Origin of the sequence: Janthinobacterium sp. LM6, from assembly GCF_002002885.1 — a bacterium.
In the GTDB taxonomy this organism is placed as follows: Bacteria; Pseudomonadota; Gammaproteobacteria; order Burkholderiales; family Burkholderiaceae_D; genus Janthinobacterium; species Janthinobacterium kumbetense.
In genome coordinates this window covers 5,566,216-5,586,311 of sequence record NZ_CP019510.1, presented here as the reverse complement: position 1 = coordinate 5,586,311, position 20,096 = coordinate 5,566,216, and the positions used below count along the sequence as shown (strand labels likewise).

Annotated in this window: 18 protein-coding genes; 17 read left to right on the top strand and 1 reads right to left on the bottom strand. The window is 65.3% G+C overall.

Features of this window, described 5'->3' with window-relative positions; genetic code table 11:
• Positions 1-244 precede the first annotated feature (244 nt).
• Complete coding sequence (locus BZG29_RS24515) at positions 245-2,776, top strand: EAL domain-containing protein (RefSeq protein WP_077409271.1); 2,532 nt, start codon at positions 245-247, stop codon at positions 2,774-2,776.
• A gap of 8 nt (positions 2,777-2,784) precedes the next feature.
• On the opposite strand, the gene BZG29_RS24510 is transcribed toward BZG29_RS24515, so the two are convergent.
• A complete protein-coding gene (locus BZG29_RS24510; RefSeq protein WP_077408369.1) occupies positions 2,785-3,747 on the bottom strand; it encodes an endonuclease/exonuclease/phosphatase family protein in 963 nt (320 codons plus the stop codon).
• Between the two features lie 37 nt (positions 3,748-3,784).
• On the opposite strand from BZG29_RS24510, the gene ybaK reads away from it, so the two are divergent.
• The 16 genes from ybaK (at position 3,785) to BZG29_RS24430 (ending at position 20,062) form a co-directional block, all read left to right on the top strand.
• The gene (gene ybaK, locus BZG29_RS24505; RefSeq protein WP_077408367.1) at positions 3,785-4,276 is read left to right on the top strand and encodes a Cys-tRNA(Pro) deacylase; all 492 of its coding nucleotides are present in this window, start codon (positions 3,785-3,787) and stop codon (positions 4,274-4,276) included.
• Positions 4,277-4,373: 97 nt separating this feature from the next.
• Positions 4,374-5,018 (top strand): glycerol-3-phosphate 1-O-acyltransferase PlsY, encoded by a 645-nt coding sequence (gene plsY, locus BZG29_RS24500; protein ID WP_253192692.1) that lies wholly within the window; start codon positions 4,374-4,376, stop codon positions 5,016-5,018.
• A gap of 90 nt (positions 5,019-5,108) precedes the next feature.
• Positions 5,109-5,780, top strand: a complete 672-nt coding sequence (locus BZG29_RS24495) for a DsbA family oxidoreductase (protein ID WP_077408363.1) — start codon at positions 5,109-5,111, stop codon at positions 5,778-5,780.
• Between the two features lie 70 nt (positions 5,781-5,850).
• Positions 5,851-6,141, top strand: a complete 291-nt coding sequence (locus tag BZG29_RS24490) for a DUF427 domain-containing protein (protein WP_077408361.1) — start codon at positions 5,851-5,853, stop codon at positions 6,139-6,141.
• Between the two features lie 35 nt (positions 6,142-6,176).
• Entirely contained in the window at positions 6,177-7,142 is a 966-nt protein-coding gene (locus BZG29_RS24485; RefSeq protein ID WP_077408359.1) for a DUF2157 domain-containing protein, read from the top strand.
• The gene (locus BZG29_RS24480) at positions 7,139-8,800 is read left to right on the top strand and encodes a GDYXXLXY domain-containing protein (protein WP_150131045.1); all 1,662 of its coding nucleotides are present in this window, start codon (positions 7,139-7,141) and stop codon (positions 8,798-8,800) included. Before BZG29_RS24485 ends, BZG29_RS24480 begins: the two co-directional genes overlap by 4 nt.
• 102 nt (positions 8,801-8,902) lie before the next feature.
• Positions 8,903-10,147 (top strand): metal-dependent hydrolase, encoded by a 1,245-nt coding sequence (locus tag BZG29_RS24475; RefSeq protein ID WP_077408355.1) that lies wholly within the window; start codon positions 8,903-8,905, stop codon positions 10,145-10,147.
• Positions 10,148-10,266: 119 nt separating this feature from the next.
• Positions 10,267-12,018, top strand: coding sequence for a cation:proton antiporter (locus BZG29_RS24470; protein ID WP_077408353.1), 1,752 nt, complete (start codon positions 10,267-10,269; stop codon positions 12,016-12,018).
• 92 nt (positions 12,019-12,110) lie between these two features.
• The gene (locus BZG29_RS24465) at positions 12,111-13,019 is read left to right on the top strand and encodes an ion transporter (protein ID WP_077408351.1); all 909 of its coding nucleotides are present in this window, start codon (positions 12,111-12,113) and stop codon (positions 13,017-13,019) included.
• A gap of 37 nt (positions 13,020-13,056) precedes the next feature.
• The gene (locus tag BZG29_RS24460; RefSeq protein ID WP_077408349.1) at positions 13,057-14,037 is read left to right on the top strand and encodes a 3-oxoacyl-[acyl-carrier-protein] synthase III C-terminal domain-containing protein; all 981 of its coding nucleotides are present in this window, start codon (positions 13,057-13,059) and stop codon (positions 14,035-14,037) included.
• A 10-nt stretch (positions 14,038-14,047) separates the two neighbouring features.
• Positions 14,048-15,085, top strand: coding sequence for an NAD(P)-dependent oxidoreductase (locus BZG29_RS24455; protein WP_077408347.1), 1,038 nt, complete (start codon positions 14,048-14,050; stop codon positions 15,083-15,085).
• A complete protein-coding gene (locus tag BZG29_RS24450) occupies positions 15,078-15,908 on the top strand; it encodes an MBL fold metallo-hydrolase (RefSeq protein WP_077408345.1) in 831 nt (276 codons plus the stop codon). Before BZG29_RS24455 ends, BZG29_RS24450 begins: the two co-directional genes overlap by 8 nt.
• The gene (locus tag BZG29_RS24445) at positions 15,905-17,200 is read left to right on the top strand and encodes a F390 synthetase-related protein (protein WP_077408343.1); all 1,296 of its coding nucleotides are present in this window, start codon (positions 15,905-15,907) and stop codon (positions 17,198-17,200) included. Before BZG29_RS24450 ends, BZG29_RS24445 begins: the two co-directional genes overlap by 4 nt.
• Positions 17,197-17,835, top strand: coding sequence for a phosphatase PAP2 family protein (locus BZG29_RS24440; protein ID WP_077408341.1), 639 nt, complete (start codon positions 17,197-17,199; stop codon positions 17,833-17,835). The genes BZG29_RS24445 and BZG29_RS24440 overlap by 4 nt, the downstream gene beginning before the upstream one ends.
• Positions 17,832-18,947, top strand: coding sequence for a sterol desaturase family protein (locus BZG29_RS24435; protein ID WP_077408339.1), 1,116 nt, complete (start codon positions 17,832-17,834; stop codon positions 18,945-18,947). The genes BZG29_RS24440 and BZG29_RS24435 overlap by 4 nt, the downstream gene beginning before the upstream one ends.
• A complete protein-coding gene (locus BZG29_RS24430) occupies positions 18,944-20,062 on the top strand; it encodes an acyl-CoA desaturase (protein WP_253192691.1) in 1,119 nt (372 codons plus the stop codon). The genes BZG29_RS24435 and BZG29_RS24430 overlap by 4 nt, the downstream gene beginning before the upstream one ends.
• Positions 20,063-20,096: the final 34 nt, after the last annotated feature.

Here is a 20,096-nt window from a genome sequence, read left to right as displayed (position 1 = left end):
ATGTTGCCACTTTAGGAAGAGTCAAGCCCGGCCGCCATCGCCGTGCGACAGATTGCACAAAATCGGGGCTGGAATGCAAAAAACGGCGACCAAAGACACTGCCGGCATCGGCGCCGTGCGCGTCACGATGCTTGCGCATCCTCAAGAAGCCGATTCGCCGGCGCGCAAGAATGGTCGGGATGGTTGCGCCACCGGACAGGCCATACGCTCGCCGGTTGCCGCGCAGCCGCGCCACGGGGGGCTGATGTCTGATCGGATTGCCGGAGCCGCCCCGTCGCCGGGCCGTTTGCTGGCCGCAGCCGAACCGCAGGCGGGCGCGGCCGCCAAGGCGCTCGATTTGCTGTCCATCATCGTCGCCGCCGTCGAGCAGGCACCTGGCCTGGCCGTGCGCGGCATCGACCGCGATGGCATCGTGCGCTACTGGAGCTTGGGTGCGGCGCGCCTGTATGGCGTGACGGCCGAGCTGGCGCTGGGCCAGCCGTGGGCCAGGGTGGCCGCCTCGCTGCCGGATGCCACCCTGGCCGAGGAGGTTGCCGGCGAACTGGCGGCCGTGTGGAACAGCGGCAAGGCGCGCAGCGCGCGCCTGTGGAAGCTCGGCGCCGATGGGGCCGCGCCGCGCTGCATCTGTTCCACCGTGTTTCCTGTCATTCAGTCCGGGCGAGTGCGGCAAGTGGTCTGCATCGACGTCGACATCACGGCCAGCGGCCAGGATGGCGCGGCGCAGGGCGCCTTGTTGCTGATGGGCGACAATTTCCGCCAGCTGTACGAGAAATCCGCCGACGCCATTTTGCTGCTGCGCGACGAGCATATCGCCGACGCGAATCCCGCCGCCATCGTCCTGTTTCAATGCGAAGACCGGCCACGGCTGCTGGGGCGCCGCCTCAGCGATTTTTCACCGTTGCGCCAGCCCGATGGCGAATTGTCAGCGTTGCGCGGCACGCAACTGGCGGGGCAGGCCCACGCGGACGGCAACTGCCGCTACGACTGGCGCTACCAGACGTGCGCGGGCGAGCTGTTCTGGGGCGAGGTGCTGCTCACGTCCGTCACGCTCGACCACACCTATCTGTTTTACGCCGTGATCCGGGATATTTCCTCGCGCAAACTGGCCGAGCGCGCCCTGTACCTGTCGGCGCAGGTGGTCGAGCATGCGCGCGAAGCCATCGTCGTGCTCGATCCGCAGCAGCGGGTCGTCAGCATGAATCCCGCGTACAGCGAGATCAGCGGCTATAGCCTGGACGACATGCTGGGCAAGCCCTTCGTCCTGCACGGCGCGGAACCGGACGCGCCGGCGTTTTTCGACCACGTGTGGGACGAAGTCGGGGACAACGGATATTGGCAAGGCGATATCGTGGGCCAGCGCAAGGCGGGCGCGCGCTACCCGGCCTGGCTGTCGCTGACGGCCATCCGCGACTCGCAGGGGCAATTGAGCAATTACCTGGCCATCCTCAGCGATATCAGCGAGCGCAAGAAAAACGAGGAGCACACGCGCCACCTGGCCGAGCACGATTTCCTCACCGACTTGCCGAACCGGGTGCTGTTGCTGGACCGGCTGTCGCTGGCGCTGGCGGCCGCGCGGCGCAAGCTGAGCATGCTGGCCATCCTGTACCTGGACCTCGACCATTTCAAGCACATCAACGACAGCATGGGCCACCACGTGGGCGACCTGCTGCTCAAGGAAGTGGCGCGGCGCCTGGTGCGCTGCGTGCGCGGCGTCGACACAGTCAGCCGGCATGGCGGCGACGAGTTCGTCATCATCCTGGCCGAGGTGGGCGGCATCGACCAGGTGGCCCACGTGGCGTCCAGCCTGCTGCATGCCGTCACGCAGCCCTATCAGCTGGGCGAATACGAATTGCATGTGTCCACTTCGATCGGCGTGGCCATCTTTCCCAGCGATGGAGACAATATCGATACCCTCGTGCACAACGCCGACATTGCCATGTACCACGCCAAGGAAAGCGGGCGCAACAATTTCCAGTTTTTCAATGCCGAGATGAATGCGCAAATCGTCGAGCGGGCCAGCCTGGAGCAAGGCTTGCGCGAGGCGCTGGGTCGCGAGGAATTCGTGCTGGAATTCCAGCCTGCGCTCGATGTCGCCAGCGGGCAAATCGTCGGCGCCGAAGCGCTGTTGCGCTGGCGCCACCCGCAACTGGGCGTGCTGCCGCCCGAGCGCTTCATCGCCGTGGCCGAGGAATGCGGCTTGATGGTGTCGATCGGCAACTGGGTGCTGCGCCACGCCTGCCTGCGCGCGCGCGCCTGGCACGACGCGGGCCATGCCTGGCGCGTGGCCGTGAATCTGTCGCCGGCGCAATGCCTGCACAATAACTTGTTGCTCAGCGTACAAGAGGCGCTGGCCGTGTCGGGCTTGCCTGCCGGCTGCCTGGAACTGGAAGTGACGGAGTCCTTGCTGATGAAGGGCGGCGCGCGCCTGGCCGGCGTGCTGGCGCAACTGCGCGCGCTGGGCGCCAGGCTGGCCATCGACGACTTCGGCACCGGCTATTCGCGCCTGGCCAATCTGCGCCATTACCCGGTGGATAAGCTCAAGATCGACCCCTCGTTCCTGCCCGCCGCGGCGGACGGCGCGGCAACCGAGTCCGACACGGCCGTGGCCGCCACCATCATCGCCATGGCGCGCGAGCTGCAATTGACGGTGATCGCCGAAGGCGTGGAAACGGCGCAGCAGCTGGCGTATCTGCGGGGGCAGGGCTGCCAGCAATACCAGGGGCGCTATGCCAGCGCGCAGATGGAGGGCAGCGCGCAGGCGAAGTTGCTGCATTAGTGACTGAGTTAGTCAATATTTCCCAGCAGCTTGATGCGTGCCAGCACCTGGCCATGGTCGGAGGCGTGCCGCAAGCCCAGCAGCAGATGGTCGTTGAGATAGGTCACTTCCTGCAGCACGCCGATGGCGCGCGGCGAGGCGGGATGAAAGTGTTCGGATACGAGGATGTGATCGATCGTCATGTAGGCGCTGTCGTGGATATTCGTGTAGCCCACGTGGCGCAGGGCGTCCTGGCGCTGCTGGATGGCGTTGGAGTCGTACAGGCGTTCGCGCATCTCGGCACCCGCTTCGCACGGCGCGCCCGCCCCCATGACGATGGCCGTGGTGACGGCATTGGCGATGTCGTTGAAGTCGCCCAGCACGATGCGGGGACGGCCGCTGTGGCCCAGTTCGCTTGCCAGCACGCGCAGGGCCACGGCTTCCGCGCCGCGCCGCTGCAGCGAGCGCAGGTTGGCCAGCGCGTAGGCGGCCGCATCGTTGCCGTCGCCATGGCGGTAGTCGGGGCGGCGCGATTTCAAATGCACAACGACCACGTCGGTGAGTTGTCCGCCAGGCAAGATGACCTGGACATGCAGGGGGGCGCGGGCGAAGCGGCAGGCGTTGTCGTCGGCGGACGCGGCCACGCCGGCCGGAAAATCCGTCCAGGCAACACCGGCGCCCGCCAGCGGCAGCCGCGACACGAGCGCCACCGTGGGCAGCATGCGTCCGGCAGCATCGATGGCATCGTAGCCGGCCAGGGTGGCTTCGCGGAAATGGCGCGTGCGCGACAGCACGTCGCGCAGGGCCGCTTGCGAGAAAATTTCCTGGAAACCGATCACGTCGGCGTCGAGCAGGTCGATTTGCCGCGCCGTCCATTCCGCCTTGGCTTCGTATTGCGCGGGGCTCAACGGTTCCAGGTTGTCATACAATTTTGCCCCGGCCGGGGCCAGGTTGCAGACATTGAAGGTGGCAAAGCGGATTTCTTGCTGCATAATTAGGACTCCTCACTGAACGATCAGCGTATCACGCATGGCTAAAAAAGAGCATATTTCCGAAACCCAGGCGACGCAGTTGCTGCGCAAGCATCAAGTTTCCTTTGAAGAACACCCGTATCCCTACGAGGAGCACGGCGGCACCAGCGTCTCGGCGCGCGAATTGAACGTGCCCGAACACGCGGTGATCAAGACCCTGGTGATGCAGGATGAGGCGGCCAAGCCGATGATCGTGCTCATGCATGGCGATTGCAAGGTGTCGACCAAGAATTTGGCGCGCGGCATCGGCTGCAAGTCCGTCGAGCCGTGCAAGCCCGAAGTGGCACAGCGCCATTCCGGCTACATGATCGGCGGCACCTCGCCCTTCGGCACGAAGAAGGCGATGCCCGTGTACGTGGAGCAATCCATCCTGGCGCTCGAGCGCATCTATATCAATGGCGGGCGGCGCGGTTTCCTCGTCTCGCTGGCGCCGCAGGTATTGCTCGACTTGCTCAAGGCCAAGCCCGTGCAGTGCGCGCTGCAGGATTAAGAAAACCAGACGCCACCCTGTCCGTAGGCTGGACGCTGGTGTATATTCTGCTGCGCCAGCCTCGACGCTGGTGTAATAAACACAATAAAGGGAAGAAATGAATCCAGTAATCACAACCGTGGCAATGACAGTGGCCGCTTACTTGCTCGGCTCGATATCGTTTGCCGTGGTGATGAGCAAGGTCTACGGCATTGCCGATCCGCGCACCTATGGCTCGAAAAATCCGGGCGCCACCAACGTGCTGCGTAGCGGCAACAAGGGCGCCGCCATCATGACCCTGCTGGGCGATGGCGCCAAGGGCTGGCTGGCCGTGTTCCTGGCCGACCATTTTGCCGCTGCGCTGGGCGTGGGCGACACGGCCGTGGCCCTGGTCGCCATCGCCGTCTTCCTCGGCCATCTGTGGCCCGTGTTCTTCCGCTTCGTCGGCGGCAAGGGTGTGGCCACGGCCCTTGGTGTGTTGCTGGGCATCAATCCCTGGCTGGGCCTGGCGACTCTGGCCACCTGGCTGATCATCGCTTATGCCTTCCGCTATTCCTCGCTGGCAGCCCTGGTGGCGGCCCTGTTTGCGCCGTTTTACTATGGCTTGCTGTTCGGCGTTGATCCCATCTTGCTGGCCGTCATCGTCATGAGCGTGCTGCTGGCTTACCGCCACAGCCAGAACATCGCGAACTTGCTTTCTGGCAAGGAAAGCAAGATCGGCGGCAAGAAGGATGCGGTCAAGGCGCCCGTCAAGAAGAAGTAAGCGCTTGATTTCCCGCGGCCCGCACGCATATGCTGTGCTTGCGGCGCCGCGCGGTGCGGCCGCCACCGACTCGCGCAAAGGCTGCCCACCATGACTGTCCCCACCTCCTCCGCCACTCCCACCCCCATCCGTATCGATTTCGTGTCCGACGTTTCCTGCCCCTGGTGCGTGGTCGGCCTGAAATCGCTGGAGCAGGCGCTGGACACGCTGCAAGGCACCGTCCAGGCCGACATCCACTTCCAGCCCTTTGAGCTGAACGCCAACATGCCGCCCGAAGGCGAGGATGTCGGCGAACACATCGCCCGCAAATACGGCTCCACCCCGGAACAGATGGCGCAGTCGCGCGAAGCGATCCGCGCGCGCGGCGAGCAGCTGGGCTTTACCTTTGCCATGGACAAGCGCGGCCGCATCTACAACACGTTTGACGCGCATCGTCTGCTGCGCTGGGCCGGGCTGGAAGGGCGCCAGAAGGCATTGAAAATGGCGCTGTTCGATGCGTATTTCACGCAGGGACAGGATCCGTCCTCGCACGCGGTGCTGCTGGCCGTGGCCGGCAAGGTGGGGCTCGATAGCGCGAAAGCGGCCGAGGTGCTGTCCTCCGGCGCGTATGCGGACGAGGTGCGCGCGCAGGAACAGTTCTACCAGCAGAACGGCATCAATTCGGTGCCCGCCGTCATCATCAACGAGCGCCACCTGATTTCCGGCGGCCAACCTCCCGAAGTGTTCGAACAAGCCTTGCGCCAGATCATCGCCGGCGCTTGAGCGGGGCGCCAATGGCGCGCGCCGTGGCGGACTTTTTGCGCTACACTCGGCGCAGAAGGAGGATAGTCAAATGCCAACAGCCAGCTGGAATGGCGCCGTCATCGCGCAAGCCACCGATGCGCAGGTGCAAGTCGTTGAAAACAATGTATATTTTCCTTTAGCTACCGTGACGCAGGAATACCTGCGTCCCAGCAGCCACACGAGCATCTGCCCGTGGAAGGGCACGGCCAGCTATTACGACCTCGTCGTCGATGGCCAGACGAATGCCAACGCGGCCTGGTATTACCCCCAGCCCAAGGATGCCGCCAAGCAAATTGCCGGCCACGTCGCCTTCTGGCGCGGCGTCAGCGTCGAGCGCTGACGCTTTCTTACGACCAATTAACCTGAAAGCAGACGATGGATCTACGCCTCGCCGTGTACCAACTCGCCTCGGACTATGCGCTCGATGCCCAACAAACCCGGCAGTTGCAGGAAGTGGCCGGCTTCCAGCGCGAACCGGCGCGCCTGGCCTACTGGCTGCCGCGTGGCGTGGCCGTGCTGGGCGCCGTGCTGCTGGGCATGGGCTTGATCTGCTGGGTGGCCGCCAACTGGGAAGACCTGGGCCGCATGGGCCGCTTTGCCCTGCTGCAAGGGGTACTGGCCGCTGCCTGCGTGGGCGCGTTTGCCGTGCCGAAAGCGCGCGTGCCCTTGCTGCTGCTGGCCTTGCTGACCATCGGCGGCCTGTTCGCGTATTTCGGCCAAACGTACCAGACGGGCGCCGATCCGTGGCAGTTGTTCGCCCTGTGGGCCGCGCTGGCCTTGCCCCTGTGCCTGGTGGCGCGCAGCGACGTGCTGTGGACGCCGTGGATGCTGATCCTGTCGACGGCCGCCACCCTGTGGATGCAGGCGCATGCGCACAACAGCTGGCGCGTCGATTCAGCCGATCTGCCCATTTTCGTCGGGGGCTGGCTGGCCGTGCTGGCTGGCTGTGCGTTTGTTTCGCCCCTGCTGGCGCGCTGGACGGGCGCGGGCAGCTGGGCCTTGCGCCTGGGCCTGGTGCTGGCCACCATCCTCATCACGGGCACGGCCGTCAGCGCCCTGTTCGGCAGCGAGATCGAATCGCCGTACTGGGCCGGTCTTGGCTTGCTGGCCGTCGCCGGCGTCCTGCTGGCCACGCGCCAGTTCTTTGACGTGTTCGGCCTGAGCGCCGTCGCGCTGGGCCTGAACACCTTGCTGGTGTGGGGGCTGGGGCACGTGCTGTTCCATGGCGGCGGCAATGGCGATGGCATCGGCAGACTTGTGATGCTGGGCTTGTTCGCCGCCGTGCTGCTGGCGCTGACCGTGCAAGGCATTTTGTGGCGCACGCGCCGGGAGGCGGCATGAGCAATATCAATAGCCAACGAGCCGATGCGCTCGCTACCCTGATCGATGACGCCACGCGCGCCGGCCTGTTGCCGTCCGGCGCTGTCCGTCCCGTGCAGGACGTACGGCCGTGGCCGCTGGTGCTGATGACGGCCCTCGGCGCCTGGCTGGCCGCCATCCCCCTGGTCCTGGCATTGGGCGCGGGCCTGGAAAGCGTCGTGCGCCATGGCCCCGGCGCGTATGTCGTGGCCGCCATCGTGCTGGTGGTGGCCGTGCTGCTGATCCGCACGCGCGGCGTGGCGTTGTTTGTCGAACAACTGGCCGTGCCATGCCTGCTGGTGGGCGGCAGCTTGCTCGGCTATGCCCTGTTCCGCGATTATTCCACGCAGACGGCATCGCTGCTGATGTGCCTGGCATGCCTGGTGGTGGCCGCCGCCTTGCCGCGCGACTGGCTGCGCGTGCTGCTGGGACTGGTCGCCTGCGGCTTGCTGGGGCTGGGCATCATCGACAGCACGCGCGACTGGATTTTCGAGAACGACCCCACGCAGCTGTACAGCGCCTGGATGCTGGCCCTGGCATTCTGGCTGGGCGCGCACTGGCTGCAGAAGCAGGCCTTCAACGATGGCCGCGGCGCGTCCATTGCCGCCTTCCTGGAATCGCTGTCGACAGGGTGGGTCCTGGCAATCTTGCTGGGGCTGGTTTTCTGGTCCGGCATGACCTTCATGCTGGGCGGCGCGCTGGGCGGCAGTATTGTCGGCGACGTGGCGCGCGAAGTGACCCGGCACCAGGCCGTTGCCTGGTATGCGCAAGTGTTGAATGGGGTGTCGCTCGTGCTGGCCACGGCGGCGGCCGCCTGGACGGGCTGGCGCTGGCCGGCGCTGCGCCAGTTGCCCGCCATCGGCGTGGCGCTGGTGCTGATCGTGCTGGCGTGGTTCATGCCGGCGCTGGGGCCCGTGCTGCTGATCCTCGCGTATTGCGTGACGAGCGGGCGTTCGCGCGTGGCCGTGGCGGCCGCGCTGGCGGCGGCGTGGATCATCGGCAGTTTTTATTACCAGCTGGCCTGGCCGCTGGCCAGCAAGGCGGCGCTGCTGGCCGTGGCTGGCGCCGTGCTGTGCGCCCTGTCGTGGCTGGCCACGCGCGGCGCCGTGCTGCATCTGGTGGAAAGCAAGCCGGCGGGCGTGGCGGTCGAACGCCGCTTCTTGCGCCTGGGCGTGCTGGGCGGCTTGCTGCTGGTGTTGCTGGTCGCCAATGGCGGCATCTGGCAAAAAGAGCAATTGATTGCCAAAGGGCAAGCGATCTTCGTGGCGCTGGAACCCGTCGATCCCCGCTCGCTGATGCAGGGCGACTACATGCGCCTCAATTTCGTCAACCTGGGTGTCCTGTCCACCCTGGCCAGCGTGGACCGGGCGCCTGGCCGGCCCCTCGTGGTGGCGATGCGCGATGCGCGCGGCGTGGCCGAACTGCTGCGTCCGTACACCAGGGAAACCCTGGCGCCCGGCGAATTCCTGCTCGAGCTGACGCCAAAGGATGGCAACTGGGTGCTGGTCAGCGATGCCTGGTTCTTCAAGGAAGGCGAAGCGGCGCGCTGGGAAAAGGCGCGCTATGGCGAGTTCCGCGTGCTGCCCGACGGCCGCGCCTTGTTGGTGGGCATGCGTGGGGAAGATTTACAGGCGCTGTAGCCGCTTGATTGAACAAACCCAATGGCAGAATCCGGGGACGTACCCTCAGGGTACGACCCCAGCCTTTGCTCTTGGGGTGGCCGCATCCTGTAAAATTGCCCGATGGATAATATAACGCATTCGGTCATCGGCCTCGGGGTCGGCGAACTGGTACACCGCAGCCTGCCGCCCGAGCCGCAAGCCCCCGCCCAGCGCACCCGGCGTGCGCTGTTTCTGTTTACGGCCTGGTTCGCCAGCAACGCGCCCGACCTCGACCTGGTGTTGACCAGGCTGTTGCCGCGCCCGTTCGGCTACATGTTGCACCACCGCGGCCACACGCATACCTTGCTGCTGGCCTTGCCGCAGGCGCTGCTGTTGCTGGCCTTGCTGTGGCTGCTGTGGCCCGGCGCCCGGCGTTTGCTGAAGGAGAGCGTGCCCGCCCGCATCGGTCTGGCCGCTTGCCTGTTGCTGGGCTTTTGCTTGCACATGGGCATGGATTTCCTCAATTCCTATGGCTTGCACCCGTTCTATCCGTTTGACAGCCGCTGGCTGTACGGCGACATGGTCTTCATTGTCGAACCCATGTTCTGGGTGCTGCTGGGCGTGCCCGTGATCATGTCCTTGCACTACGGCATCGTCAAAAGCGTGCTGCTGGCGGGGTTGGCGGCGGCCTTGTGTTTCTTCACCCATAAAACCTATCTGGCGCCCGCCTCGCTGGTCATCCTGCTGGGGCTGGGCGCGATCCTGGCCGTGCTGCAGGGACGGGCCGGCGAGCGGGGACGCGGTCCGCTGCTGCTGGCCTTCGCGCTGTCCGCCACCTTCATCGGCATGCAGGGCGTGGCGTCGGCCCTCGGCCGCAGCCGCATCGAGGCGGCCGTGCAGCGGCTGGACCCCGGCACGCGCGTGTGGGACGTGGCGATGACGGCGTTTCCCAGCAACCCGCTGTGCTGGATCTATGTGTCGCTCGACAGCAAGACGGACGCCAAGGCGGACGTGTACACCTTGCGGCGCGGCACGCTGAGCCTGCTGCCCGGGTCGCTGGCGCCCGCCGCCTGCCCGGCCGGGCTGGCCGAGACGGGCAAGCGGGAACAGCAACTGGCGCCCGGCATCGCCGTCTCCGCGCAGGCGGCAGGCAGCTTGGCCGCCTTGCGTACCTTGCAGGAAGACAATTGCTATGTCGACGCCTGGTTCCGCTTTGCCCGCATGCCCCGCTTGCATGCGGACAAGCTGACAGACGTGCGTTTCAACCCCGGCATGCTGCCCAATTTTACGAGCGTGGAACTGGCGCAGTTCCGCAACCGCCCTTGTCCCGCCTACGTACCGGGCTGGGACCGCCCCCGCGCCGACATGCTGGCGGTGCCGAAATAGGGCGCCGGGAACGAATATATTGCCTTGTGGCAAAAAATATCGCGTGTGCACTGACTTCGCCGCGGCAGTGCATGCGACAATTATCAATTCGATATGGATGTCATTAAGTTAGGATTATTTTGGAAGAGCAACACGCCTTACCGTATTTGCGGGAAACCCTGCTGTTTCTTGCCCTGGCCGGGATTTTTATTCCGTTATTGCAACGCCTGAAGGTCAACCAGGTCCTTGGTTTCCTGGCCGTCGGCTGCCTGTTCGGCCCGTTCGGCTTCGGCCTGTGGGCCGGTGATTTCACGTGGCTGACGTATTTCTCGTTCGTGCGCGCCGAGCAGGTCAGCGGCCTGGCCGAGCTGGGCGTGATGTTTCTGATGTTCATGATCGGCCTGGAACTGTCGACGGAACGGCTGTGGGCGCTGCGGCGCTGGGTATTTGGCGCGGGCGTGGGGCAGGTGGCCGTCAGCGCCTGCCTGATCGGCGGCGTCGCGTATTACTTCGGCCTGTCGCTGGAAGCGTCCATCGTGCTGGGCCTGGTGCTGTCGCTGTCGTCCACGGCCGTCGTGATGCAGCTGCTGACCGACCAGCGCTCCCTGCAGACGCCGGCCGGCCAGGCGGGCTTTTCCATTTTGATGTTCCAGGATCTGATGGTGGTGCCGCTGTTCATCCTGATCGACGTGTTCGCCAGCGGGCGCAGCGACGATCTGGCGTATCTGCTCAGCTTTGCGGCCGTGAAATCGGCCGGCGCCATCCTGCTGATTTATTTGCTGGGGCGCCGCGTGATTCGTCCGCTGTTCCAGTTTTTCGTCAAGAAACGCCAGCCCGACGTGTTCATGGCCTTGACCCTGCTCAGCACCCTGGGCATCGCGGGGTTGACGTACCTGGCGGGCCTGTCGATGGCGCTGGGCGCCTTGCTGGCCGGCCTGCTGCTGGCGGAAACGGAATTCCGCCACGAAGTGGAAGTGACGATCGAGCCCTTCAAGGGCTTGCTGATGGGCTTGTTCTTCATGTCCGTGGGCATGCAGATCGACGTGCGCGAAATCCTCAAGTCGCCGGTATTGATTCCCTTGGCCGTGCTGAGCCTGTTTGCGCTGAAAACCCTGGTCATCAGCGTGATTTTCCGCCTCGGCGGCTTTCACTGGGGGCGCGCCGTGGAAACGGGCGTGCTGCTGGGGCAGGGCGGCGAATTTGCCTTCATCGTCGTCGCGTATGCGCTGGGCACCAAGCTGATCGGTCCGCAGGTGGCGCAGTTCGTCATGCTGGTGGTGGGCCTGAGCCTGTTCGCCACGCCGGCGCTGGCGAAGGCGGCGCGCGCGTTCGGCAACTGGTGGGAGCAGCGCCACCACCATCAGCTGGCCGACCTGGCGCACGGCGCGCCGCCGCCGCAGGGCAGCACCGTCATCATCGCCGGTTTCGGCCGGGTGGGGCAGTTGCTGGCCAAGGTGCTGACGGAGCAGGATATCGCGTATGTGGCGATTGAAAATGATGCGCGCCTGGTGACGACCCTGCATCCGCGCGGTTTCCCCGTGTATTTCGGCGATGCGTCGCGCGCGGAATTGTTGCAAAAGGTCAATGCCGACCGGGCCGCGGCCGTGGTGCTGACGATGGACCATGCGGCGTCCGTGCTGCACGCCGTGAAATCGATCCGCCGCGAATATCCGCAGCTGCCCGTGTATGCGCGGGCGCGCGACGAGGCGCATGCGGTGGCCCTGATCCAGGCGGGCGCTACCCTGGTCGTGCCCGAGGCGCTGGAATCGGCGCTGCAACTGACGGCTACCGTGCTGCACACGGTGGGCCTGTCGGAAGCGCGCACGACGGACATCGTGCAAGCGGAGCGCGACCGGCGCAATGCCGTGCTGCTGGCGAAAAAGCTGTCGTAGTGTTGTTGTAGTGAAACCTGTAGCGCAACCGTGCGTGTCGCCGTGCTTTGTCAATTATCTATACAATAATAGTATATGAGCACATTACCCACATGAAAGCCGCGACGAAGAGCGGCGCGGCACCGTTGACGCCGCAGCAAATTGCCGCGCAGGAAACGCAACAGAAATATGGCAAGCCCGAGCGGGGCTGGCGCGAGCAGGTGTACACCGTCATTTTCGAGGCGGAAACGCGCACGGGCCGCGCCTTCGATTTGCTGCTGATCGCCGCCATCCTGATCAGCGTGACGGTGGTCGTGCTCAGCAGTGTCGCCTCCGTGGCCGAGCGCTATGGCACCTGGCTGACGGCGCTGGAATGGTTTTTCACCATTTTATTTACCATCGAATATTTCGCCCGCCTGGCGTGCCTGCAGCATCCGGTGCGCTACGCCAAGAGTTTTTTCGGCATTATCGACTTGCTGGCCATCGTGCCGACCTACATCGGCTTGCTGCTGCCGGGCGCGCACGTGCTGATCGACGTGCGCATTTTGCGCCTGCTCCGCATGTTCCGCATCCTCAAGCTCACCTCCTATGTGCATGAATACACGGTGCTGGGGCGGGCCTTGCTGGCCAGCCGGCGCAAGATCCTCATTTTCTTGTCTTTTGTCATGATGGTGGTCTTTCTGTTGGGTACTGTGATGTATGTGGTGGAAGGGCCCGATAACGGTTACAGCAGTATCCCCACGTCGATTTACTGGGCCATCAGCACCATGACCACGGTCGGGTTCGGCGATATCACGCCGCGCACCGACATCGGGCGCACCATCGCTTCCCTGATGATGTTGCTCGGCTGGGGCATCCTGGCAGTGCCTACCGGCATTATCAGCGCCGAAATGACGGTACAGCGCAGTTCCAAGCTGGTCACCACGCGTACCTGTCCCACGTGCCTGAAAGAAGGGCTCGATGACGATGCCAATTTCTGCAAGAACTGCGGTGTCGATTTGCCGCCGCTGGCACGCGATTAATTCATAACCATATTTACTTTACTTTGTTAAGGCCAACATGATTCCAGTTCGCCTGATCGCGACGGGCAAGGCCGTGCCGTCGCAGAGTGTGACTTCCGCCAGCCTGGACCAGACATTGGGCCATCCGGCTGGCTATACCTTGCGCAAGAGCGGCGTGCTGTCGCGCTTTGTCGCCGCGCCCGATGAATCGCAAAGCCAGCTGGGCGCCGCTGCCCTGCTCGACGCGCTGAAGAATGCCAGCCTGCGTCCGGCCGACATCGACTTGTTGATCTGCGCCAACGGCGTGCCCGAGCAAGCCTTGCCGAATACGGCCTGCTTCGTGGCCGAACATGCGGGATTGCCGCCAGGCACGCAAAGCTTCGACGTCAACGCCAGCTGCCTCAGTTTCATGGCTGCCTTCCGCGTGGCCGCCTCGATGCTGGCCGGCGGCGCCTACCGGCGCATCGCCATCGTTTCGTCCGACCTCGCCTCGCGCGGCGTCGACTGGAGCGAGCCGGAAGCGTCGATGATCTTTGGCGACGGCGCCGCCGCCGTCATCGTCGAGCGCGGCGACGGCAGCGCCGGCATCCGCGCCTACAAGATGGGCACGTATCCGGAAGGACGGCGCTACTGCGAAATCCGCGGCGGCGGCACCGAGCGCAATCCGCGCAACGGCTGCGAACCGGGCGATTATCTGTTCCGCATGGATGGCAAGGCCGTGTTCCGTCTGGCCGTCAAGGTGATGCCGGATTTCCTGGCGGAACTAATGCAGGAATCGGGCGCGGGACTGGAAAAAGTCGACGTGGTCGTGCCGCACCAGGCCAGCCCATTGGGACTTGCGCATGCGGCGCGCATCCTCGACGTTCCCGATGCTAAAATTATCAAGATATTTGAAACGCATGGCAACCAGGTGGCCGCGTCCTTGCCCACCGCCCTGCACGAGGCGGTGATGACGGGGCGGGCCGTGGCCGGCCAGCGTTTGCTGATGATGGGCACGGCCGCGGGCCTGACCATCGGCGGCATGATTCTTGACCTGTGAAGGTGGTGCGATGAGGCGGATACTGGTCACGGGAGCGACGGGCGGCTTGGGGCGCAATGCCGTGCGCACCTTGCTGGCGCAGGGCGTGGAAGTGCGCGCCACGGGCCGCAACGCCGCCGTGGGCCGCGAACTGGAACGCATGGGCGCGCAATTCGTCGCGCTCGACCTGGCACAGGCATCGCCACGCCAGGTCGATGAACTGGTGCGCGGCATGGACACCGTCTGGCACTGCGCCGCGCTGTCGTCGCCGTGGGGCGCTGAGCGCGACTTCATCGCCGCCAACGTCACGGCCACGGGCCAGCTGCTGCGCGCGGCAGCCAGCCTGCACGTGGCGCGCTTCGTGCACATCTCCACCCCGGCCATCTATTTCGACTACCGCAACCGCTACGAGGTGCCGGAAACCTTCCGCCCCGACGCTTTCGTCAACGCGTATGCGCGCAGCAAGGCGATGGCGGAAAAGCTGGTGCAGGATTGCGTCGACCGCCACCACGGCATGACCTGCGTGATCCTGCGCCCGCGCGCCATCTTCGGACCGCACGACCAGGTGCTGATCCCGCGCCTGGCGCGGGTGCTGCAGGAGCGCGGCGGCAAGCTGCCGCTGCCCAACGGCGGCGCGGCCACCATCGACATCACCTATGTCGACAATGTCGTGCACGCGATGTGGCTGGCCACCGTGCACAAGACCATCACTTCCGGCGCCGCCTTCAACATCACGAATGGCGAACCGGCGCGCCTGTGCGACATCTTGCGCATCCTGTTCTGTGATCATCTGCAGCAGCCGTTCGAGATCGTCAGCGTGCCTTACCGCGTGCTGGCGCTGGCCGCGCGCCTGATGCAGTTCGCCTCGCGCTTTACCCGCCGCGAACCGTCGCTCACGCCCTACAGCATCGGCGCGCTCAGTTTCGACATGACGCTCGATAACGCCAAGGCGCGCAAGGTGCTCGGCTACCGTCCCATCGTCAGCCTGCAGGAAGGCATCGCCCTGACGGCGCAGTGGATGCGCCAGGAAGCGGCGGCGCACAAGGTGGGCAAGGAGCGCAATGGCTAGCATCACCGCGTTTCGCGTCGGCCACTGCACCCACCCTTCGTGCATGGTCTTGAAAGGCAGCGGGCTGGCCAGCCGCTGCTTCCCCTCGCGCGCCTACCTGATAGCGACGCGCGCGGGCCTGTACCTGTGGGACACCGGTTACGCCGAACACTTCCGCGCCGCCACGTCGAAGGGCGTGTACCGCATGTACGCGTGGGTGACGCCGATTTCCTTCGACGAGAGTGAATCGCTGCAGGGCCAGTTGCGCGCGCATGGCGTGGCACCCGGCGACATCCATACCCTGCTGCTGTCGCACTTCCACGCCGACCATATCGCCGGCCTGCGCGACTTTCCCGGCGCGCGGCTGATGGCCTCGAAAACGGGCTGGGACGCCGTGCGGGGACTGTCCGGCGTGGCCGCCGTGCGCCAGGCCTTCGTGCCCGAGCTGCTGCCAAACGACATAGCCGACCGCCTGGATTTCGTCGAAAGCGTGCCCGAGACGGCTTTGCCGGCCGCCTTGCTGCCGTTCACGCACGGGCGCGACGTCAGCGGCACGGGAGAAATCTACATCGTCGACCTGCCCGGCCACGCCATCGGCCATCTGGGCGCCTTCGTGCTGCAGGACGGCGGCTGGACCCTGCTGGCGTCGGACGCGGCCTGGGTGCCGGAAAGCTTCCAGCAGCTGCGCGGGCCGTCCGAACTGTCGTTCCTCATCCAGCACAAGCGCGCGCCGTATTATGAGACGCTGAACCGCCTGCACCAGCTGCACCGGTCGGGCAATGCGCAGATCCGCATCACGCATGAAGACACCAACGATTATTTGCCAGTGGCGGGCCGCCCGTGAAGCGTATTGTCTGGCTGTTGCTGTCGTACTGGCGCACGCGCCGCCTGCATTTTGCTGACCGCGCGCAGCTGGACGCCTACCAGCGCAAGCAGCTGGCGCGCTTCACCGAGGTGCTGTGCGCGCGCAGCAGCTACTTTGCGCCGTTCCGCGATCTGCCCCTGGCGCAGTGGCCGACCATGAACAAGGCGCTGATGCTCGAACATTTCGACGCCATGAACACGGAAGGCATCACGCTGGCGCAGGCGATGGACGCGGCCATGGCGGCCGAGCATAGCCGCGATTTTACCCCCGCCGTGGGCGATATCACCGTGGGCCTGTCGTCGGGCACCTCGTCGCGGCGCGCCGTGTTTACCGTCAGCCCCCGCGAAAAGGCGCAATGGGCGGGCGTGATGCTGGCCAAGGCGCTGCCCGACGGCCTGTTTTCCGGCGAAAAAGTGGCGCTGTTCCTGCGCGCGAACAGCAATCTGTACACGGCCGTGCGCTCGCCGTGGCTGACCTTTGCCTTCTACGATTTGTTCGAACCGTTCGACAGCCTGTGCGCGCGGCTTGCGCAATATCAACCTTCCGTCATCGTCGCACCGGCCCAGGTGCTGCGCCAGCTGGCCTTGCGCGTCATCGACGGCAGCCTGGCGCTGGCGCCGAAAAAAGTCATCTCGGTGGCCGAGGTGCTGGAGGCGCAGGACCGCGCGCTGATCGTGCAGGCGTTTGGCGCTGTGCATGAAATCTACCAGGCCACCGAGGGTTTCCTCGCCAGCAGCTGCGAGCATGGCGTGCTGCATTTGAACGAGGAATACGTGCACATCGAGCCGCAGTGGCTCGATGGGGAAGAACGTCGTTTTGTGCCCGTGATTACGGACTTCACGCGCATCACGCAGCCCATCGTGCGCTACCGCCTCGACGACATCCTGCTCGCGCGCGCCACGCCATGCCCGTGCGGCCGCGCCACGCGCGCCATCGACGGCATCGAAGGGCGCTGCGACGACATGCTGCTGCTTCCCTCTGCACGCGGCGGCGCCCCCGTCGCCGTGTTCGCCGACGTGTTGACGCGCGCGTTCGCGCAAGCCTTGCCGCCGGACGCCGATTACCGCCTGCTGCAGCAAGGCGAATCTGCCCTGCAGCTGCACGCGGCCCTGGACGACGCGGGCCTGGCCGCCTTGCGCGAACACCTGGCGGCGGTGCTGCGGGGCCTGGGCGTGTCCGTCGACGCCCTGGCCTGGACGACGAGCAGCGAACTGCCTCCCTTTGACCCCACCATGAAACGGCGCCGCATCCGGCGCCTTGCTTCCGCATGAACCATTCATCCATGACCGTACGCGGCCGCCTGCTGCATTTGCTGGCCGGCTGGGGCAGCGTCGGCCTCGTGTATTTTTCCAGCGACCTGCTGCAAGGGCAGGGGGCGCTGCTGCCGGAAACGGCCATCGACCGCGCCATCCCCTACACGGATGCCGCCATCTGGCTGTACCTGTCCTTCTTCATCCTGATTCCGTACGCCTACCTGGCGGCCGATGCGGCGAAGGTACGTTGGCTGGCGCGCGCCATGGCGCTTTCCGCGCTGGCTTGCGGCGTGGTCTTCCTGCTGTACCCGACCACGCTCGCGTATCCGCCCGTGGGTGACGGTCATGCCTGGAGCACGCAGGCGCTGCGCCTGCTGCAGGCGGCGGACTCCACGCAAAACTGCCTGCCCTCGCTGCATGGCGCCCTGACCTTGCTGTGCGTGTGGGCCTTGTGCGGCAGGCGCCACCTGCTGCGCTCCGCGCTGGCCGTGGTGCTGGGCGTGGCCATCTGCTACGCCATCATCGCGCTGCGCCGGCACGTGAGCATCGACCTGGCCGCCGGCCTGTTGGTCGGCATCGCTGGCGGCATGCTGGCGAAAATGCAGGTATTCTGGGCTGCGCGCCGCGCCATTTCTACTGAAACCGCATCATGATGAATCCCTTCGCCCTCTCTTTCCTTGTCATGCTGGCCTTCGTGCTGGCCGAACTGCTGATCCTGAAATGGGTACGCAAGACGCCCGTGCCGTGGAAGGACGTGATCTTCAACCTCAATTCCGGGCACATATTGATGTGGGTGTTCCGCGGCGTGGAGGTGGCGGCCTTCGCCCTGCTGCTGCGCCATGCGAACCTGCACCTCGTCGACCAGTGGCCCGTGGCGGCGCAATGGGTCTTCGCCTTCTTTGCCTGGGATTTGTGCTTTTACTGGATGCACCGGCTGCACCATAAAATCCCGCTGCTGTGGGCCGTGCACGTGGTGCACCACCAGGGCGAGCATTTCAACCTGTCGCTGGGCGTGCGCAATTCCTGGTATTCGTCGCTGACGAATTTTCCCTTCATCGCCATCCTGGCCGTGCTGGGCGTGCCGCTGGAAATCTTCCTCGTCGTCTCGTCCCTGCATTACACGGTGCAGTTCTACAACCACAACGCGCTGGTGAACAAGTCCGGCATCCTCGATAGCTTCATGGTCACGCCGTCGCACCACCGCGTGCACCACGGCACCGATAAACGTTATATCAACCGCAATTTCGGCGGCACGCTGTTGATCTGGGACAAACTGTTCGGCAGCTTCCAGCCCGAACTCGAGGGCGTGGAAATGCGCTATGGCGTGAAGGGCATGACACCCACGCACAACCCGCTGTTGGCCAGCAATGGCAAACTCTTCAAATGGCTGCGCGCGCGCTTCCCCCACTGGCAGTCGCGCGGCACTTTCCACGTGCCCGAGCTGTTCATCGGCATCGGCGGCGTAATCCTGTTTGGCCTGGTGATTTATTACGTCAACCATGAAGCGCTGCTGGCCGGCGCGCAGCAAGCGATCCTGTTCGCGCTGATTTTTGGCGGCACGCTGGCGCTGGGCGGCCTGTCGGATGCGCGGCGCTGGGGCGCCGTCGCCTGGGTCGCCATCGCCCTGGCCATGCCGGCCCTGTACCTGGGCTGGTATGGCGCGCGCGATGCGTGGGGCATGGTTTTCCTGGCCGCGCTGCTGGCGCATGGCCTCGACGGCGCGCGCCGCCTGTGGTGGCCGGCAGCGGCGGGGACGCGCGCGTGACGCCGCCTGTACCTTCCCTGCCGCCGCTGCGCTTCCAGCCCGCACGCGATTCCGCCTTCCGCCGCGAATTGCGCGCCCGCGCCGACGCTTACCTGGCTGACGAAGGAAAACACCGCTTCGGCGACGCGCGCCTGCATGCGAAAACCGTGTTCCTCGCCGCGCTGACGGCGGGGCTGTATGCGCTGGCGCTGCGCGCTGAAAGCACCTGGCCGTTTGTCGCCAGCTACGTGGCTTGCCTGGTCGCGGCCATGACCTTGGCCATGAATACCCTGCACGATGCGGCCCACAGCGCCGTCTTCCGCCAGGGAGCCTGGAACCGCGTGCTGATCCGCCTGGTGGGCTTGCCCGTGGGCGTGGACACGGATTTCTGGACCATCCGCCACGTGCATTTCCATCACACGTATGCCAACGTGGAAGGCTATGACCTCGACACGGAGCCGAATCCCTTCCTGCGCCAGACGCCGTACCAACGCTGGTCGCCCCAGTACCGTTATCAATACCTGTACTGGCCCGTGGTGGCGGCCCTGTCGCTGCCTTATCTGAACTGGTATGGCGACTGGCTGGACCGCTTCGGCAAGACCCCCGTGGCCGCGCACAGCCGCCTGCAGGGCTGGCGCGGCTGGCTGTCTTTCCTGGGCTGGAAGCTGGGCCATGTGGCGCTGGTGCTGGCGCTGCCCATGTGGGTGCTGCAGCAGCACGGCATCGGCTGGGGCGTGGTGCTGGGCGCGTATTTCGTGGGCCAGATGATCGCCTCGTGCGCGCTGGTGGCGCTGATCCTCGGTACGCACTGGGCCGAAGTCGAGTTTTTCCAGCCGGGCGCGGACGGTACGCTGCCGCACGACTGGTACCAGCACACGTTTTATACGGCTTGCGACTGGACGCCGCAGCCGCGCGCCTTGCGCTGGCTCGGTTACTGGCTGGGCGGCTTGAATCTGCACCTGACGCACCACCTGTTCCCCACCTGGAACCACCGCCACTACCCGGCGCTGGCGCGCATCCTGGCCGAGCTGGCGCCGCGCCACGGTCTCGTGTACCGCGAACTCGGTTACGGCCAGCTGCACGCTTCGCAGCAGCAATTCCTGCGCGCCATGGGCCAGCCGCCCGCACAGTCCTGACGAATCGCGCTTGACTGGATTTCTCTTCTGTCTT

What these genes read in the sequence shown, in the direction of transcription:
- BZG29_RS24495 (WP_077408363.1), top strand. Translation starts at nt 5,109, where the DNA reads ATGACTGTCCCCACCTCCTCCGCCACTCCCACCCCCATCCGTATCGAT.
- BZG29_RS24475 (WP_077408355.1), top strand. Translation starts at nt 8,903, where the DNA reads ATGGATAATATAACGCATTCGGTCATCGGCCTCGGGGTCGGCGAACTG.
- ybaK (WP_077408367.1), top strand. Translation starts at nt 3,785, where the DNA reads ATGGCTAAAAAAGAGCATATTTCCGAAACCCAGGCGACGCAGTTGCTG.
- BZG29_RS24515 (WP_077409271.1), top strand. Translation starts at nt 245, where the DNA reads ATGTCTGATCGGATTGCCGGAGCCGCCCCGTCGCCGGGCCGTTTGCTG.
- BZG29_RS24480 (WP_150131045.1), top strand. Translation starts at nt 7,139, where the DNA reads ATGAGCAATATCAATAGCCAACGAGCCGATGCGCTCGCTACCCTGATC.
- plsY (WP_253192692.1), top strand. Translation starts at nt 4,374, where the DNA reads ATGAATCCAGTAATCACAACCGTGGCAATGACAGTGGCCGCTTACTTG.
- BZG29_RS24465 (WP_077408351.1), top strand. Translation starts at nt 12,111, where the DNA reads ATGAAAGCCGCGACGAAGAGCGGCGCGGCACCGTTGACGCCGCAGCAA.
- BZG29_RS24460 (WP_077408349.1), top strand. Translation starts at nt 13,057, where the DNA reads ATGATTCCAGTTCGCCTGATCGCGACGGGCAAGGCCGTGCCGTCGCAG.
- BZG29_RS24510 (WP_077408369.1), bottom strand. Translation starts at nt 3,747, where the DNA reads ATGCAGCAAGAAATCCGCTTTGCCACCTTCAATGTCTGCAACCTGGCC.
- BZG29_RS24455 (WP_077408347.1), top strand. Translation starts at nt 14,048, where the DNA reads ATGAGGCGGATACTGGTCACGGGAGCGACGGGCGGCTTGGGGCGCAAT.
- BZG29_RS24435 (WP_077408339.1), top strand. Translation starts at nt 17,832, where the DNA reads ATGATGAATCCCTTCGCCCTCTCTTTCCTTGTCATGCTGGCCTTCGTG.
- BZG29_RS24450 (WP_077408345.1), top strand. Translation starts at nt 15,078, where the DNA reads ATGGCTAGCATCACCGCGTTTCGCGTCGGCCACTGCACCCACCCTTCG.
- BZG29_RS24490 (WP_077408361.1), top strand. Translation starts at nt 5,851, where the DNA reads ATGCCAACAGCCAGCTGGAATGGCGCCGTCATCGCGCAAGCCACCGAT.
- BZG29_RS24485 (WP_077408359.1), top strand. Translation starts at nt 6,177, where the DNA reads ATGGATCTACGCCTCGCCGTGTACCAACTCGCCTCGGACTATGCGCTC.
- BZG29_RS24440 (WP_077408341.1), top strand. Translation starts at nt 17,197, where the DNA reads ATGAACCATTCATCCATGACCGTACGCGGCCGCCTGCTGCATTTGCTG.